The sequence below is a fragment of the Pseudomonas marincola genome (genome assembly GCF_900116605.1).
Classification (GTDB): Bacteria; Pseudomonadota; Gammaproteobacteria; order Pseudomonadales; family Pseudomonadaceae; genus Aquipseudomonas; species Aquipseudomonas marincola.
This window is the reverse complement of the sequence record NZ_FPBC01000024.1, coordinates 1-18,112: the sequence shown is the minus strand read 5'-3', so window position 1 is coordinate 18,112 and position 18,112 is coordinate 1. Positions and strand designations below refer to the sequence as shown.

Sequence of the window (18,112 nt, the reverse complement as noted above, 5' to 3'; positions counted from 1 at the left end):
AAAGCGAGCTGCATTTGGCATAATACGCCAAACACTCGTCAAACTACGCCAACCAGCCCTGAGCCTGTAACACGCCTCTGCTATTCGAGTCCCGCCATGACCGACTTTGCCCGCGCATCCACACTATCAGGCTATCGTGAATTTGCTATCAGCCAAAAACTCAACCCGGCCGAGTTGCTCAAAGAGGTTGGCTTGCCCGCTGATGTACTTGAGCAGCCAGAAAGCCTGATCTCCTATCGCAAGTTTGCCAAACTGCTGGATATAAGCTCACAGAGGAGCGGCAACACACTGTTTGGCTTGCAGTACGGCCTGTTTCAGGGCGTCAGTGTTTTCGGCCCTATTCTCTATCTGCTGCGCAACGCCAACAATGTTGGCGAAGCACTGCAGGAACTGGGTCTGTACTTTCATCTGCATTCGGCTGCGGCTGAAGTTAAGCTTGAAGTCCAGGGCTCGCGCGTTCTGCTTACCTACAGCATTGAAAAACACAGTTTCCACGGTTTGCGCCACGCCGTTGAATTGGCCCTTGGAGTGGGTGCCGAGTTGATGCGCACCCTGATCGGCAATCGCTGGCAACCGATCGGCGCGATGATGCAACACGCGCCTGCCAGTGACATGCAGGCCTACCGGCGCTTACTCGGCACTTCGCCGCAATTCAACAGCGTGCACAACGCCTGGGTCTTCGATCAGAGTTTGCTGCAGATACCGTTGAGCAGCGCGGATGAAGCCCTGCATAGACTGATGCAGCAACATCTGGCCCACCTCGATCAGATGTCCATAAAAGAATTGCCCAGCTATGTGCGCCAACTATTGCGCAGCCTGCTCCCCGGCGGCCGGGTGACTATTGAGCAAATTGCTGACTACATGATGCTCAGCACGCGAACCTTGCAACGCTACTTGTCTGACGAGGGCACCTCATTCCAAACATTGCTGGATGAAACCCGCCAAAGCATGGCCGAGCGCTACCTGCGTGACGCCACAGTGAACCTGACGCAACTTGCGAACATGCTCGGCTACTCAGACCTGAGCGCATTTTCAAGGGCTTTTCAGCGTTGGTTCGGCCAGAGCCCGCGCGAATGGAAACGCCAGAATACCGATGCGTGCAAGCGCCCTCGCGTGCGGATTCGCAAACCCACAACTGAGCGCTGGCCAATCGCGCCTAAACCTGCAATCGCGACACCGCCTGCGCGAACCCGGTAGCGATTTTCCCACGCTCCAACCCCTTCAATTTGCCTCATCCGAAAGCCTGGTGGGGTGCCTCCATTTGTAGTCGCGATCTGGCACAGGGCCATTCGTGCTATGCCCAAACTCAGGCCGCACAGCTGCAACATTGAAATCTTTTGATGCAACAGTATGCAATCGCAATAAAGTTGCAATCCCTTCCTGAACCCGCGTTATACCCGCGTTATAGAGCCTTACTTGGCGAATCCCAACCAAAAGCTTTGGCGTAACTAGTCAAGCTGATGGCGTAAATTATCAAGTAATTAAACAAACACACACCAATACTGTTCCGGCCGCACTACTGGGGAGCTTGTCCCCAATTCAACAAAACAGTTCAAGACCACGCACAGATCTATACCCCCCGACAACAATAACTAGGAGGGTGTTGCTTATGTCAGCACTTCGATACACGAATAAACAAGGTCCACAATGGCTGGCACGTGCAGCCTTATTAATTTCACCTCTCGCCTGCGCCATTTCCCTGCAAGCGCAAGCCAGCGAGTTCCAATGGGGAGAAGTAAGCGGACGCGCCAACGGCAGCATCAACGTTGGTGGAATCTGGAACGCCGAGGACCGCAACAAGAACTGGGCTTATCAGGGCAACGCTACCGCAGCCGGCGCTGGCAATGGCTGGAACCCATCTGGCGGACGCAATAACGATGACGGTCGTTTGAACTTTCGCAAACGCGGCCTGGTTTCATCCCCCATTACCTTGCTCGGTGAAGCAGAGTTCAGCTACAAGAACTACGGCGCGTTCCTGCGCGGTAAAGCGTGGTACGACTACACGCTGGACAACAAGAACGTGGACTTCGGTCACTCCTCCAATGGTTACTCAGCCAACAGCAAACTGGACGACAGCCACTTCGACGAACTGGCCAAGTTTCAGGGGCTCGAACTGCTCGATGCCTATGTGTATGGAGACTTCGAGATTGCCGAGCACCCCTTGCATATCCGTCTCGGTAATCAGGTAGTCACCTGGGGAGAGGGCCTGTTTTTCCAGAACAGCATCAACTCAATCAACCCGATTGACGTAGCCGCCCTGCGCCGCCCCGGATCGCAGCTCAAGGAAGCGCTATTACCGGTGCCGTTGCTGTACGGCAATTTCGATGTCACCGACAACCTGAGCATGGAAGCCTTCTATCAACTGGAGTGGCGACAAACTGTGCTTGAGGGTTGCGGCACCTACTTCTCGAACAACGACTTCATTACCGATGGCTGCTACGGCGTGCCACGTGGTGGCGCGAATGACTATGTGACGTACGCCAACGATCTGTATATTCAGCGCGCAGGCGACAATGAACCTGATGACTCAGGCCAGTTTGGTGTGGCGTTCCGCTACTTCGCTGACGATATTGGTACCGAGTTCGGCGCTTATGCGATGAATATTCACTCGCGTACCCCCTACGCGAGCGTCATGACCGATAAATATGGCCCGACAGGTGCTGGCTGGCGCCCTGGCCAGCAGGACAAGAATCTCAGTTACCTTGCAGATTTCCCGGAAGATATCCGCATCTTTGGTCTTAGCTTTTCGACCAACGTATTCGGCACCTCGGTATTCGGTGAATACAGCTATCGACCGAACCAGCCCGTGCAGCTCGCAACGGCTGACCTGATTCCAGCCTTTGCCGGTAACCCGGCAGGCTTAGGTGCATTGATCGGCAATGATCTGACCCTCGGCCAGGATGCAATCAATGCAGCGCCCGGGAGTAAATACAACGGCTACGATCGGCTGGAAGTCTCTCAAGCCTCGATAGGCTTCATCAAATCCATCCCGCAAATCATCGGCGCAGACAACCTCGCGATGGTAGGTGAAGTGGGCATGAAGTACATGCACGACCTGCCCAGCCTCTCCGAGCGCCGTTACAACAAGCGCGATCTATACGGTACTGACTTGGCTTCCGGCAGTGCAAAAGGCTGCGCCGTGGGTGTGCCGACGGCAAAGTACAAAAAGTATGCCTGTTCGAAAGATGGCTATACCACTGACTTCTCGTGGGGCTACCGTCTGCGCGCACAATTGAACTACCAAGGCCTTTTTGCAGGGGTCAACGTTTCACCGTATGTGGCCTTTGGCCAAGACGTTCAAGGCTGGTCTTACGACAGCAACTTTGTTGAGGACCGCCTGCTCGGGGCACTGGGTGTAAAAGCTGAATATATGCAGGATTACTCTGCAGAATTGGCGTGGGCAAGCACTGGCAACACCCCTTTCGCACCGACTGATTCTGATTTTGTCGCGTTCAGCGTGCGCATGGGTTTCTAAGCTAAGGAGTAGCAATAATGAAAATGGATTTACTATCTGCGGCCGTTGTCGGCGCAGCATTGAGCCTGGTAAGTGCCGGCGCGCTTGCACAAGACGGCGCTCGCCTGGGCAAGGACTTAACGCCGGTTGGCGCTGAAAAAGCCGGCAATGCCAGCGGCACGATTCCGGCCTGGGACGGCGGCTTGTCAACGCCTCCGGCAGGCTACACCGCCACTTCGGGTTACATCGACCCGTTTGCCGATGAAAAACCTCTCGACACCGTAACCGCTGCCAACATGGCCAAGTACTCGGACCTGCTGTCCGCTGGTTACAAGGCAATGCTCGCCAAGTATCCCGATTTCAAAATGCTGGTTTACCCAAGCCATCGCACTGCTGCACTGCCGCAGGCCGAATACGATGAGATTCTCAAGACTGCAGGCACCGTAAAGTTGGCCGACGGCGGTAACGGCATGGTCAATTACCAGCAAGCGTCGGTTCCATTCCCAGAGCCGAAACAAGCTGAAGAGGTCATCTTCAACCACCTCGTGCGCTATCGCGCGGGCGGCTACAGCTATCATCCGACTGAGATGGTGGTACAGGCCAACGGCAACTTCACGCCGGTACGCCGCTCGGTCAGTATCGTCATGGCATCATCCCTGGGTAACCCTGAAGAAAACCGCCTGCTCTACTACCTCAGCAAAGTCACTTCACCCGAAAGCGTTGCCGGCTTGCAGACGCTGGTGCATGAGCCCATCGACCAGACCAAGGAAACCCGCCTGGCCTGGCAGTACAATCCAGGCCAGCGCCGCGTATTGCGCGCACCAGAAGTCTCATACGACTCGCCTGTTAACACGTCAGACGGCTTGCGCACCAACGATTCTGTAGACATGTACAACGGTGCGCTGGACAAGTACGACTGGAAGCTGGTCGGCAAGAAAGAAATGTTGGTGCCTTACAACACCTACAAGCTTGCTGATCGCACGCTCAAGTATGACGACATCATCAAGCCCAACCACCTCAATCAGGATCTGCTCCGCTACGAGCAACATCGCGTTTGGGTCGTTGAAGCCACACTCAAGCCGGGCCAACGACACATCTACGCCAAGCGCGTGTTCTATATCGACGAAGACAGCTGGGGCATTCTGGCGACAGACCTGTATGACGGCCGTGGCGAACTGTGGCGCATGCAGGAAGCTCACACCGTGCAGCGTTACGACGTCAATTCAAGCATCGCCATCAGTGACCTTGCCTATGACCTGCAAGCACGTCGCTACATCGTTTATGGCCTGGAAAACGAAGAGAAGATCTCCAAGTTCGGCATCAAGGCCAAGCTGAAGGACTTCAGCACCGCCGCCTTGCGCCGCAGCGGCCGCTAAGCAAGAGCAGCTCCATGGTTTGGGGTGGCAGGCGACCGTCTGCCACCCCCATTTTCAGTTCAGAGACATAGACCCCATGAAGACTTTTTCCCGATCTGCACTCACCCTGCTGATCAGCCTGAGTGTGGGCCTTGCGGCGGCTCAGATAAACGCCGCACCCTTGACCGATCGGGTAGATCGCCCTTCGCACCTCACCGCCAACGCGGCACAATTTCCCTTGATTGATATTCAGTCGATCAACGATCGCCAAGTGATGGTTGGCGAGAGCGGACACATATTGCTCGGGACCGCCGACGGTAAAATTAAACAGGTCGATGTTCCAGTCGATCTGCTGCTCACTGCAGTGCATTTCGTCGACCCGCAAAATGGCTGGGTGGTTGGCCACGATGGAGTCGTGTTGCACAGCACCGATGGTGGCCAGCACTGGATCAAGCAGATCGATGGCCGCGATATAAGCAAGACCATGCAAGTCTGGGCTGAGTCCGCCCTCGCCGAAGCTGAAAAAGCCAGCGAGGCCGCGCCCGATGACGAGGATCTTGAGATTGCTCTGGATAACGCCTACTTCGCGCTAGACGATGTAGAGGCCGGCAGCGAGGCGGGCCCGTCACGTCCCCTGCTCGATGTCTGGTGCCGTGATGTCAATGAAGGCTGGGCAGTCGGCGCCTACGGTATGTTCATCCACACAACCGATGGTGGCAGCACCTGGAATTACGTAGCAGCGCTGCCCAATCCGGATCGCATGCACCTCAATACCGTGCTCGGCTTAACCGATCGCACCCTGCTGGTGGGCGGCGAAGGCGGTCGCATGTATCGCTCGCAAGACAATGGCCAAAGCTGGACCGCTAGCCGCAACCCCAGCCAGGCCTCTATCTACAAGATCCTCGAACTCAAGGACGGCAGCCTGCTGGCGTTGGGTTTTGGTGGCGAGTTGCTCAACAGCCAGGATCAGGGCGCCAGCTGGACTGAACTGCAATCGCAGACGCGCGTGAGCCTCTATAACGGCACCCAACTGGCTGACGGCAGCGTTCTGCTGGCAGGCCAAAGAGGCACCCTTTTATACAGCCGCGACGGCAAGCACTTCAACGTATGGAAATCCAAGTCCAGCGCTTCATGGTTGGGTGTTGCCGAGAGTTCCCCGCAGAAGCTGATGTTGATCGGCAGCAAAGGCTTGCAGCGCCTTTCGCTGAGTGAGCTCAAGGAGCAATTACAATAATGAGCACCCAGACACCCAAACAACCCGAGCGCCCAGAACACAACCCAACCAGCATGCAGCGCGTGGTCGGCTACCTTGAGCGCGCCCTGTTCCACAACCGAATTGCGGTGCTGATTTTCTTTCTCGTCGCGTCAGTGATTCTGGGCTACGCCGCCTTGTCATTGCGACCGGATGCCAGCTTTACCCGGATGATTCCGACTGGCCACCCGTTCATCGCCAACTACCTCAAGTTCGAGGACGTACTGCGCCCGCAAAGCAACGTCTTGCGTGTATTGGTCGAAAACCCCAACGGTGAAATTTTCGACAAGCAGTTCATGGAGACCTTGCGCGAGGTCAACGACCGGGTTTTTTATATTCCGGGCGTCGACCGCGGCAACCTGAAATCCCTGTGGACCCCGAACGCACTGTGGACTGAAGTCACCACCGATGGCATGCGCTCCGGGCGCGTTATTCCGGACGACTACAACGGTGACGAGCAGTCGCTTGCGCAGGTAAAACAGAATATCCAGCGCGCCAACATGATTGGCAGCTATGTGGCCAATGACTTCAAGTCAACCATCATTCGTGTGCCCTTGCTTGAGCGCGACCCAGAGACGGGCAAGCTCCTGGATTACGGCGCCTTCACCCAGGAACTGGAGAAGCAGGTACGCGATCACTTCGACGCCAAAGGGGTGAAGATTCGCGTCATCGGCTTTGCCCAGATCATTGGCGACTTGCTCGCCGCCGCTACTGATATCGCGATCTACTTTGCCATTACCGTCGGCCTGATTACGGTCCTGCTGTACCTCTATTGCCGCTGCTGGCGCAGCACCGCCGTCACGGTATTAACCTGTTTGCTGACGGTCGTCTGCCAGCTTGGTCTGCTCAGCCTGCTAGGCTATGGCCTCGACCCATACTCGATTCTGGTACCGTTTCTAATATTCGCCATCGGCATCAGTCACGCGGTCCAGAACATCAACTTGATGATGAGCGAGATGGGTCAAGGCGCAACGCCACTGGAAGCCTCACGGCGGACATTCCGCGCGTTGTTCATTCCGGGTTCTACGGCGTTGCTGGCTGATGCTGTCGGTTTCATGACCTTGCTGGTGATTGATATCGGAGTGATTCAGCAGCTCGCAATCACCGCCAGTATCGGCGTATTCGTGGCCATCTTCACCAAGATGTTCCTGCTGCCGGTACTCATGTCATACGTGGGTGTAAGCCCCAAAGGCATGGCGCAACAGCACAAGCGTGCGAACTCCTCCTGGCCGATCTTCCGCCGCGTTGCCCGCGTGGTTGAGCCGCGCTACGCCCTGCCGCTAATCGCATTCAGCCTGGTGTTATTGGGCTATGGCTACTACGCCCGGGAAGACCTGAAGATCGGTGACCTTGATAAAGGTGCGCCAGAATTCCGCGCCGACTCACGTTACAACGTCGACAACGCGTACCTGCTCGACCACTACACCACCAGTACCGATGTTTTTGTGGTGATCTTCAAAACCCCACAAGAGCAATGTGCACGCTTCAACGCAGCAGACCTCGCCAACCAGATGGAGCTCAACCTGCTGGAAGTTGAAGGGGTCGAGTCGATCCAGTCACTTTACAAAACCATGCGTTTCAAGATCCTGGCACACAACGAAGGCAACCCGAAGTGGGCTGAACTCTCGCGTGACCAGTATGTAATGAACACCGCCCGCGTGGGCGCGCCGTCCGAACTGGTAGACCCGAACTGCAGCGTCGCACCAATCAGTCTGTACCTGGCCGATCACAAGGCCGAAACGCTGACACGTGTGGTCAACGCGGTCGAGGCCTTCAGCACGCGCTATGATCTTGGCGACTTCGAGATTCTGCAGGCGGCCGGTAACGCCGGCATCGAGGCGGCTACCAACATCGTCATTGAGCACTCTGAAAAGCTCATGTTGCTGCTGGTATTCGTGATCATCTCGGCGGTTGTGTTGTGGGAGTTCCGCTCGATCAAAGTGACAATCGCGCTGATGCTGCCGTTGTACATCTCAACCGTGCTCTGCGAAGCCTTTATGGCGAAGATGGGCCTCGGGGTGAAGATTGCCACATTGCCGGTGATTGCACTGGGCGTGGGCATCGGCGTGGACTACGGCATCTATCTGTACAGCCGCCTGGAAGGCTTTCTGAATCAGGGCATGAAGTTTGGTGACGCCTACTTCGAAGCCCTAAAAACCACAGGTACTTCAGTGGCCTTTACCGGCATCACATTAGCAATGGGTGTCGCAACGTGGGCGTTCTCAGCATTGAAGTTCCAGGCTGACATGGGCTTGCTGCTGGTTCTGTTGTTCATCTGGAACATGGTTGGCGCACTGCTGTTGCTGCCCGCCATTGCCTCGATGCTGATGCGCAACAAGTACCCGCACGACTGACCTGCAAAGCCGTACAGATCAGCGCCCAAATGGGCGCTGATTTTGTTTCAACGCCTCAAAATTCTCCCCAACACCCCACGCTTTCGGATGCGTAATGCACCCGACCACCGCAGCAATGCCATCACCTGCCCGCTCTGCAATGCTGACACGCGTATTGGCAGCACACGCCAGCAGGCGATATGGGTGAACGTGTTCGGCGCCAACGCGCGCTGTAGTTCAATACGCAGAAATCCCCCGATACCGGTCGCAACTCGCAGATGCAGGCTTCAATGATGCTGCCGATCAACCTGTTAGTGACGCACGCCCCTCAGCGGGTAATAACAGTCCACAGCTCCAGGGTTTTATTGAACTTGATACACGCTGTAACGGTGTCTGCCCCGGTTATCACATCCCAGGCAATGCAACCGTCAGAAACGCAAAAGCCCCGAACAAGTCGGGGCTTTTGCGTTTGATCATTGGGTCACATCGCGTGAACCCAATGCACTGTCGGTACTGCTTAGAAGCGCTCGATGTCAGCTTTGGCTTCCAGCTGCTTGCGGAAGGCAGCGAAGTCTTCCTGACCCGCACGTGAGCCGAGGAATCGGGCGTATGCAGCCTTCTCTTCAGCTGTCAGCGGCTCGGACGGTGAAGCCACGCCGTTGAGGCGAATCACCACATAATCACCGTTATCGAGGCTAACACCAGCGTAGTTAGGCTTGTTCGAGTCGGCAGGTTTAGGCATGCGGAACACAGACTGCACAACAACCGGCTCTACGCCTTCCTGATTACGGGTAGCGGCTTCAACAACTTTCCAGCCGCCCTCACCCGCTTGCTCAACCGGGGTTTTACCTTCGGTCATCGCCGCGATCAGTTCATCGCCCTGAGCTTTGGCAGCGTCGGTAGCACGTACATGCGCAAGCTGCACACGGATGCTGTCGGCGACTTGCTCAAGTGTCAGTTGCTGCGACTTCTTGTGCTCTTTCAGGTGCACAACCACAACGGTGTTGGGATCGAGTTCGATCACGCTGCTGTTACGGCCATCTTCCAGAATCTCCGGGCTGAATGCAGCCTGCAGAACCTGACGATTAGCTGTGATGCCTTCGGCACCGCCTTCACGACCGAATGCTTCGGTGGTCTGTACTTTCAAGCCAAGTTCTTCAGCTGGCTGAGCCAGATCAGAGGCTTCAAAAGCCGAGTCTTCAAGTTGCTTGCTGACTTCAACGAAACGGCGCTCGACTTGCTGCGACTTGAGGTCGTGCACGAGCTTGTCTTTGAGGCTGTCGAAGCTTGGGATAGTCGGCGACTGAACACCCAGCAGCTTGATCAGGTGCCAACCGAACTCACTGCGAACCGGTGCAGAGACTTCACCTTCTTTCAAGGCATACAGGGATTTTTCAAACGCAGGGTCGTAAACGCCAGTACCGGCGTAACCCAGCTCGCCACCTTCGTTGGCAGAGCCCGGGTCTTGCGAGACTTCCTTGGCCAGCGCGGCGAAATCTTCACCAGCCTGCAGACGCTTCTGCACGGCTTCGATCTTCGCTTTGGCTTCGGCATCGCTGGTGTCGTCGTTCACTTCGACAAGGATATGCGCTGCATTACGCTGCTCGGCAAGGTTCGCAATCTCGGCTTGGTAGGCGTCTTGCAGGTCCTTGTCATCCAGCTTCACCTGATCGAAGAACGAATCCTTGCTCAGCTCAACGTAGCTCAGAACGACCTGTTCCGGGCTCATGAACTGGCTCTTCTGCGCTTCGTAGTAAGCTTTGACATCGTCATCGCTCAACGTCACGGCAGCATCATCCGCCTTGATCGTCATGGTTGCGAAATCACGCGTCTGACGTTCGATGCGGGCGAATTCAGTCACTTCTGCGTCAGTCACAAAGCTGCTCGCAGCCAGGCCTGCACGCATTTGGCCGATCAGCATTTCCTGCTTGAGCATCTGCCGGAACTGCATGCGGTTGAAGCCCAACTGACGGATAACCTGATCAAAACGGTTGGCGTCAAATTTGCCATCGACGGCAAACTCAGGCGTCTGCAAAATCACCTGATCGAGTGCGGCATCGGAAAAAGAGAAGTTTGCATCCTGGGCGCTTTGCAGCAGCAAAGTGCGCTCAATAAGGCCTTTCAACGCGGCTTCGCGCAGGAGCTTTTCATCCAGCATCGAGGCGTCGAAGTTTTTACCCAATTGCTGCAATAGCTGGCGACGCTGCATTTCTACAGCCTGACTCAGCTCGTTGCTGGAAATCTTGTCGCCGTTTACATCAGCAGCGTTCTGAGCATTGCTCGTGCCGGTGAAAATGGCATCGATACCGGTCAGCGCCAACAGCGCGACGATGACACCGATAATGGTCTTGGCAATCCAACCTTGTGAATTGTCCCTAATGTTCTGCAGCATGCTTCCCCCAGAACGACTGTACAAAAACAGCAGCCGCGCAGTGTGGGTAATGTCCGGATAGAAGAAAGGCGCATCCTAAGATGCGCCTTCTCGTAACTGGCGGAGCGTTGGCAGCCTTGAGGCCACTGCAGTAACAGATCAGCGCTAACTAACTTTACTGGTCGCTCCGCGTCCTGAGTGGCGAACCACTCAGGAAGGCAAGACGTGAGAAACGCTTAGTTAACAGCGTCTTTCAGAGCCTTACCAGCTTTGAAACCAGGGATCTTAGCAGCAGCGATGCTGATCGGATTACCAGTTTGCGGGTTGCGACCGGTACGTGCAGCACGCTCTTTAACAGCGAAAGTACCGAAGCCAACCAACACTACGGAGTCGCCAGCTTTGAGGGCGCCAGTGACAGATTCAATGACTGCGTCCAGCGCACGGCCAGCCACAGCTTTCGGGATATCAGCAGATGCAGCGATGGCATCGATCAGTTCCGACTTGTTCACTCTAAGTCCCCTTAATTTCTATTGAGTTGTTTCTTGATTTTAGTGTAAGCAAAACGGGTGCTGGGAGGCCAGCAAACATAACTAGAGCCGCTTTATAACAAGGGCTCTAAAATCATGTCAAGAAAGCCTCCAAGTTAATGCGTGCTAATTCGCTCCTTGGAATCAGACTCGCGCTTTTCATCCTTTGCAACTAAGTCAGGAGCCGCTTCAGACAAGGGCTCCGGGGCGTATTGCAGCGCAATTTGCAGGACCTCGTCAATCCATTTAACAGGTTTAATCTGTAAGTCGCGTTTAATATTTTCCGGAATCTCTTTCAAATCGCGAACATTCTCTTCCGGAATAATCACAGTTTTGATTCCACCGCGGTGCGCCGCCAGCAGTTTTTCTTTCAAACCGCCGATGGCCAAAACCTGGCCACGCAGGGTGATTTCACCGGTCATCGCAACGTCTGCACGCACAGGAATGTGAGTGAGCGCCGAAACCAACGCCGTACACATGCCTACGCCAGCGCTAGGGCCGTCTTTAGGCGTTGCCCCTTCCGGCATATGGATATGCACATCGCGCTTCTCATAGAAGTCCTGAGGAATCCCCAGGCTCGCAGCGCGACTGCGCACGACGGTCTGTGCAGCCGTGATCGACTCGACCATGACCTCACCCAATGAACCCGTTTTGATCAACTGACCTTTACCCGGAACCACTGCCGCCTCGATGGTCAGCAATTCGCCGCCGACCTGAGTCCAGGCCAGTCCGGTGACCTGACCAATCTGGTCTTCCTGCTCGGCCAAACCGTAGCGGTGCTTGCGCACACCGAGATAATTTTCGAGGTTTTCAGCCGTTACCACCAACTGGAAACGCTTGACCCGGGAGTTTTCCTTGACTGCTTTGCGGCAAACCTTGGCAATTTGCCGTTCAAGGCTGCGCACACCCGCTTCACGCGTGTAGTAACGAATGATGTCGCGGATCGCTTCGACCTCAAATTCCAGCTCGCCCTTCTTCAGGCCGTTGGCCTGAACTTGCTTAGGCGCCAGGTACTTGATGGCGATATTGATCTTCTCGTCCTCGGTGTAGCCGGGCAAACGGATGACTTCCATACGGTCGAGCAACGGACCCGGAATATTCATCGAGTTGGCGGTACACAGGAACATCACATCCGACAGGTCGTAGTCGACCTCAAGGTAGTGATCGTTGAAGTTGTGATTCTGCTCAGGATCGAGCACCTCAAGCAGTGCCGAGGCAGGATCACCGCGCATGTCCTGGCCCATCTTGTCGATTTCATCGAGCAAGAACAGCGGGTTGCGCACGCCTACCTTGGTCATTTTCTGGATCAGTCGACCCGGCATCGAGCCAATGTAGGTACGGCGATGGCCACGAATCTCGGCTTCATCACGCACACCGCCCAACGCCATACGCACAAACTTGCGGTTGGTGGCTTCAGCAATCGACTCGGCCAGCGAGGTTTTACCCACGCCCGGCGGGCCCACCAGACACAGCACAGGGCCTTTGAGCTTCTTCACGCGCTTTTGCACCGCGAGATACTCAAGGATGCGCTCCTTGACCTCTTCGAGACCGTAGTGATCGGCATCGAGAATCGATTCAGCCTTGGCCAGATCCAGGCGCACCTTGCTCTGTGCAGTCCAAGGCACATTGACCAGACAATCGATGTACGAGCGAACGACGGTGGCTTCTGCCGACATCGGCGACATTTGCTTGAGCTTGTTAAGCTCGGTCATCGCTTTGGCATGCGCCTCTTTGCTCATGCCAGCGGTGTCGATGCGCTTTTTCAGCTCATCGAGTTCACTGTGGCCTTCATCGATGTCGCCCAGCTCTTTCTGAATGGCCTTCATCTGCTCATTCAGATAGTACTCACGCTGACTGCGCTCCATCTGCTTTTTGACCCGGCCACGAATGCGCTTCTCGACTTGCAGCAGGTCGATTTCCGCATCCAGCAGTGCCATCACGTGCTCGACACGTGCAGCCAGATCAATGATTTCAAGAATTTCTTGTTTCTGTTCGATTTTCAGCGCCATGTGCGCCGCCATGGTATCGACCAGGCGACTTGGCTCATCGATGCTGTTGAGCGAGGACAGCACTTCAGCGGGGACTTTCTTGCCCAACTGCACATACTGTTCGAACTGGCCCAACAGGCTGCGAACAAATACTTCCGACTCGCGCTCGACAATATCGATCTCGTCCAGCAACTGGACTTCGGCACGATAGTGGTTGTCGGCGTCGATGAAGGTTTCGATCTCGCCGCGCTGCTCACCCTCGACCAACACCTTGACGGTGCCGTCTGGCAGCTTCAGCAGTTGCAATACGGTGGCAACAGTACCGACCCGGTAGAGTCCGTCTTCGCTAGGATCATCATCGGCCGGATTCTTCTGAGCGAGCAGCAGAATTTGCTTCTCGCCCGTCATCGCCGCTTCAAGTGCTTCGATGGATTTCTCACGCCCGACGAACAACGGGATGACCATGTGCGGATAGACCACAACATCGCGCAGCGGGAGGAGAGGCAATTCGATGGTTGTCTTCATGATTTCGACTCTACAGCGACCTTACGGTCCTAAACAGTTTGGGTAACCCTTGGTATTTAAGATGGGGCTAGCCATCGGAAAAAACAAGCGCTACCGCAAGAAAAGCAAAGGGGCCCGCAGGCCCCTTTGCTTTCACGATGTAACAAACACTCAGGCGTCTGGCGCAGCCTTGGCCGGAGCCTCGGTGTTTTCATAGATGTACAGCGGCTGTGAAGTGCCTTCGATGACGCTTTCATCGATGACTACCTTGCTGACATCAGTCTGCGACGGGATCTCGTACATGGTATCAAGCAAGATACCTTCGAGAATCGAACGCAAGCCACGTGCACCGGTCTTGCGATCCAGAGCTTTATGAGCAACCGCCTTGAGTGCATCAGGACGGAACTCGAGATCAACTCCTTCAAGCTCGAACAGTTTGGCGTATTGCTTAGTCAGCGCATTCTTCGGCTCGGTCAGGATCTGCACCAGTGCAGCCTCATCAAGCTCATCCAGGGTTGCGATAACCGGCAGACGCCCGACGAACTCAGGAATCAGACCAAACTTGACCAGATCATCCGGCTCGACGCTACGCAGCGACTCACCAACTTTCTTGCCCAGGTCCTGGCTACGTACTTCAGCGTTGAAACCGATGCCACCTCTGGTTGAGCGCCCCTGAATGACCTTTTCGAGGCCAGAGAACGCGCCGCCACAGATGAACAAGATGCTGCGGGTATCTACCTGCAAGAACTCCTGCTGCGGATGCTTGCGGCCACCTTGTGGTGGAACCGAGGCAACCGTGCCTTCAATCAGTTTCAGCAATGCTTGCTGCACGCCCTCACCCGATACATCGCGGGTGATCGACGGGTTATCAGACTTGCGCGAAATCTTGTCGATTTCGTCGATGTAGACAATACCCATCTGGGCCTTCTCAACATCGTAATCGCACTTCTGGAGCAATTTCTGAATGATGTTTTCAACATCTTCACCTACGTAACCCGCTTCAGTCAGCGTGGTTGCATCGGCAATGGTAAACGGCACATTGAGCAGACGCGCCAGCGTTTCCGCGAGCAGAGTCTTACCCGAGCCAGTCGGGCCGATCAGCAGGATGTTGCTCTTGCCAAGCTCGACTTCTTCTTTCTTCTCGCGCTGGTTAAGGCGCTTGTAGTGGTTATAAACAGCTACCGCCAAAACCTTTTTTGCACGCTCCTGACCGATCACATACTGATCGAGGATTGCGCTGATTTCTTTAGGAGCAGGCAATTTATGCGCACTGCTCTCGGCCTGGGCTTCCTGCACCTCCTCGCGGATGATGTCGTTGCACAGGTCGACGCACTCGTCGCAGATAAAGACCGAGGGGCCGGCAATCAATTTGCGCACTTCATGCTGGCTTTTGCCGCAGAAGGAGCAATAAAGCAACTTGCCGTTGTCCTCGCCGTTGCGGGTGTCAGTCATTCGTTCAATCCAATACCGTAGGCTTGAAATACAAGATGAAGGCAAACGCGGGCTTTTTCAAGCCCACAAGCAGTCAGATAATCTGACTACTTGTGTCGCTTGCATCTTAAGCAGGCATATTGCGCTTGGCCATTACCGAGTCGATGAGGCCATATTCAGCCGCGCGCTCAGCACTCATGAAGTTGTCGCGCTCGGTGTCACGCTCGATGGTTTCGAGGCTTTGACCGGTGTGATGCGCCAACAGCGTGTTCAGGCGGTGACGGATCTGCAGGATTTCACGCGCGTGGATGTCGATATCCGACGCCTGGCCCTGAAAACCGCCAAGCGGCTGGTGAATCATCATGCGCGAGTTCGGCAAGCAGTGACGCTTACCTGGCGCGCCACCTGCGAGCAGGAATGCACCCATGCTGCAAGCCTGACCGATACAGGTAGTCGACACGTCCGGCTTGATGAACTGCATGGTGTCGTAGATCGACATACCTGCTGTTACCGAACCGCCTGGCGAGTTGATGTAAAGGTGGATGTCTTTATCCGGGTTTTCAGCCTCAAGAAACAACAATTGAGCCGCCACCAGGTTGGCCATGTAGTCTTCGACCGGACCAATCAGGAAAATCACGCGCTCTTTAAGCAGGCGTGAATAGATGTCGTAAGCACGCTCACCGCGGGCCGACTGCTCTACCACCATTGGCACGAGGCCGCCGGCAGCTTGGATATCTGGCATTTGCTGCATGAAAGGATTGCGCGACATGCTTTCACTCGCTCCCTAAATAGTCATATCTCAAATACGCATAAGCCAGCACGAAGGCTGGCTTATGGTGTGTTCGAACGAGGCGCTTGATCAGTCGGCTTTTGCAGCTTCAGCCGGCTTCACTGCTTCATCGTAAGAGACCGATTTATCGGTCACATTAGCCTTCTGCAAAACAGTATCTACAACTTGCTCTTCGAGCACAACAGAGCGAACTTCGTTCATCTGCTGATCGTTCTTGTAGTACCAGGCAATAACCTGCTCAGGCTCTTGGTAGGCCGAAGCCATTTCCTTGATCATTTCAGCAACGCGGTCAGCATCCGGCTTCAGCTCGAACTGCTTGACCACTTCAGCAACGATCAGGCCCAGTACAACGCGACGCTTGGCTTGTTCTTCGAACAGCTCAGCTGGCAGTTGGTCTGGCTTGATGTTACCGCCGAACTGCTGAACAGCCTGCACGCGCAGACGATCAACTTCGCTCGACAGCAGCGCTTTAGGCACTTCGATCGGGTTGGCAGCCAAAAGACCGTCCATTACCTGATTCTTGACCTTGGATTTGATTGCCTGACGCAGTTCACGCTCCATGTTCTTGCGAACTTCGGTGCGGAAACCTTCCAGACCTGTTTCCTTGATACCGAACAGAGCAAAGAACTCTTCGTTCAGCTCTGGCAGCTCAGGAGCAGAGACACTGTTTACAGTCACAGTGAACTCGGCAGTCTTACCGGCCAGATCAAGGTTTTGGTAGTCTTCCGGGAAAGTCGGGTTAATGACTTTCTCTTCGCCAGCCTTAGCGCCGACCAGTGCATCTTCAAAGCCTGGGATCATGCGGCCAGAGCCGAGAACCAGTTGAGTGCCTTTGGCAGCGCCACCGGCAAACTCTTCACCATCGATCTTACCGACGAAGTCGATGTTCAGCTGGTCGCCATTTTCAGCGGCACGCTCAACAGCTTCAAAGCGAGTGTTCTGCTTGCGCAGGACTTCGAGCATGTTGTCGAGGTCAGCTTCGGCCACTTCAGCCTGCAGACGCTCAACAGCGATAGTCTCAAGACCTTGCACTTCGAATTCTGGGAAAACTTCGAATGTTGCAACGTATTCCAGGCCCTGGCCTTTTTCAAAGCTCTTAGGCTCTACAGAAGGCGAACCAGCTGGGTTCAACTTCTGCTCAACTACGGCTTCATAGAAGGTAGCTTGAATCAATTCACCCAACGCCTCTTGGCGTGCGGCGTCTTCATAGCGCTGACGGATCACGCTCATCGGCACTTTGCCAGGGCGGAAGCCCGGGACTTTTGCACGACGGGCAGTCTGTTGCAGACGCTTGTTGACTTCAGTCTCGATGCGCTCGACGGGAACGCCGACGGTCATACGGCGCTCAAGAGCGGAAGTGCTTTCAACAGAAACTTGCATGGATATTCCTCGTTGCACAGACATAAGCCGGCCGTTTACCGGCCCCAGATCAAGGGCATGCATTCTAGAGGGTCAAGTAGAAGAAGTCACCCTAGATGCAGGCGGCAATCGGGAGGGAGCTAAAAGATGGTGAAAATGCAGAGACTCAAGCTCATGCAAAGATCACCCATTTACTGCAGCCCACGTTCATCAGCAGGCTACAGGGTCATTAATCAGCGTGTTGATATTCCCAGAGTGCGCCTGAGTATTGCCGGAGGCAGCTACAAAGACACAGCCGATAGCCACTATACACGCATTAAGGCATTCACTGGTGGAAAAGGCCTGCACGCCTATCCGAAATTTGAACAGCGACACCCTCTATAAATCGGGTATCCGGAACCAGGTGTGGAAACCTTGTTTTAGCCCCCACCGCCTGACTCTAGGATTTTGTTGAGCGGTTAGGAAAAGCAGCCCTTTTCCAGTAGGTCGCACAGGGTTGGAATATGTGGGCCGTACTCGATGGCCTTGACGTTCTCGTCTGCCATGCTGAAGCGATACATGACTTTTTCTGGCAGGAAGGACTTTGGCTTTCTGCCGCGCACTTTCGTTGTCGGCTTACGGGCTTGCTTCTCATAGATAAGTCGGGCCCGCATTACTTCAAAGCTGTATCCTCGTCCCATCCTATTCATGTCCTTCGCTAGCCGGTTGGTAGATTCGGTATAGGCGTTGGTGACCCGGTGGTCATAGA

At 55.0% G+C, this 18,112-nt stretch carries 11 protein-coding genes and 1 pseudogene; 5 read left to right on the top strand and 7 right to left on the bottom strand.

The annotated features are described in order from the left end of the window. Positions 1 to 96: 96 nt before the first annotated feature. The 5 genes from BM395_RS22700 to BM395_RS22680 all read left to right on the top strand — a co-directional run bounded on the left by BM395_RS22700 (position 97) and on the right by BM395_RS22680 (position 8,415). Positions 97 to 1,197, top strand: a complete 1,101-nt coding sequence (locus BM395_RS22700; RefSeq protein ID WP_090515851.1) for an AraC family transcriptional regulator — start codon at positions 97 to 99, stop codon at positions 1,195 to 1,197. 412 nt (positions 1,198 to 1,609) lie between these two features. Next, positions 1,610 to 3,475 (top strand): DUF1302 domain-containing protein, encoded by a 1,866-nt coding sequence (locus BM395_RS22695; protein ID WP_090515849.1) that lies wholly within the window; start codon positions 1,610 to 1,612, stop codon positions 3,473 to 3,475. A gap of 17 nt (positions 3,476 to 3,492) precedes the next feature. After that, positions 3,493 to 4,830, top strand: a complete 1,338-nt coding sequence (locus BM395_RS22690; RefSeq protein WP_090515847.1) for a DUF1329 domain-containing protein — start codon at positions 3,493 to 3,495, stop codon at positions 4,828 to 4,830. Positions 4,831 to 4,906: 76 nt separating this feature from the next. After that, on the top strand, positions 4,907 to 6,043 hold the full coding sequence (locus tag BM395_RS22685) for a WD40/YVTN/BNR-like repeat-containing protein (RefSeq protein ID WP_090515844.1): 1,137 nt from the start codon (positions 4,907 to 4,909) through the stop codon (positions 6,041 to 6,043). Then, entirely contained in the window at positions 6,043 to 8,415 is a 2,373-nt protein-coding gene (locus tag BM395_RS22680) for an efflux RND transporter permease subunit (RefSeq protein ID WP_090515842.1), read from the top strand. Before BM395_RS22685 ends, BM395_RS22680 begins: the two co-directional genes overlap by 1 nt. A gap of 496 nt (positions 8,416 to 8,911) precedes the next feature. Here BM395_RS22680 and BM395_RS22675 read toward each other — a convergent pair whose 3' ends face one another. The 7 genes and pseudogenes from BM395_RS22675 to BM395_RS23225 all read right to left on the bottom strand — a co-directional run. Next, entirely contained in the window at positions 8,912 to 10,786 is a 1,875-nt protein-coding gene (locus tag BM395_RS22675; RefSeq protein ID WP_069898586.1) for a SurA N-terminal domain-containing protein, read from the bottom strand. Between the two features lie 215 nt (positions 10,787 to 11,001). Next, positions 11,002 to 11,274 (bottom strand): nucleoid-associated protein HU-beta, encoded by a 273-nt coding sequence (hupB, locus tag BM395_RS22670; RefSeq protein ID WP_010490206.1) that lies wholly within the window; start codon positions 11,272 to 11,274, stop codon positions 11,002 to 11,004. Between the two features lie 134 nt (positions 11,275 to 11,408). Next, positions 11,409 to 13,805 (bottom strand): endopeptidase La, encoded by a 2,397-nt coding sequence (lon, locus tag BM395_RS22665; RefSeq protein ID WP_069898587.1) that lies wholly within the window; start codon positions 13,803 to 13,805, stop codon positions 11,409 to 11,411. Positions 13,806 to 13,955: 150 nt separating this feature from the next. Beyond that, complete coding sequence (gene clpX, locus BM395_RS22660) at positions 13,956 to 15,236, bottom strand: ATP-dependent Clp protease ATP-binding subunit ClpX (RefSeq protein ID WP_069898588.1); 1,281 nt, start codon at positions 15,234 to 15,236, stop codon at positions 13,956 to 13,958. A 106-nt stretch (positions 15,237 to 15,342) separates the two neighbouring features. Further along, positions 15,343 to 15,984 (bottom strand): ATP-dependent Clp endopeptidase proteolytic subunit ClpP, encoded by a 642-nt coding sequence (gene clpP / locus BM395_RS22655; protein ID WP_069898589.1) that lies wholly within the window; start codon positions 15,982 to 15,984, stop codon positions 15,343 to 15,345. A 90-nt stretch (positions 15,985 to 16,074) separates the two neighbouring features. Next, positions 16,075 to 17,385 carry a trigger factor gene (tig, locus tag BM395_RS22650; RefSeq protein ID WP_069898590.1) on the bottom strand — a complete coding sequence of 437 codons (1,311 nt, stop codon included), beginning with the start codon at positions 17,383 to 17,385 and terminating at the stop codon, positions 16,075 to 16,077. Positions 17,386 to 17,963: 578 nt separating this feature from the next. Continuing rightward, positions 17,964 to 18,112: pseudogene (locus BM395_RS23225) on the bottom strand (transposase); the annotation flags it as partial.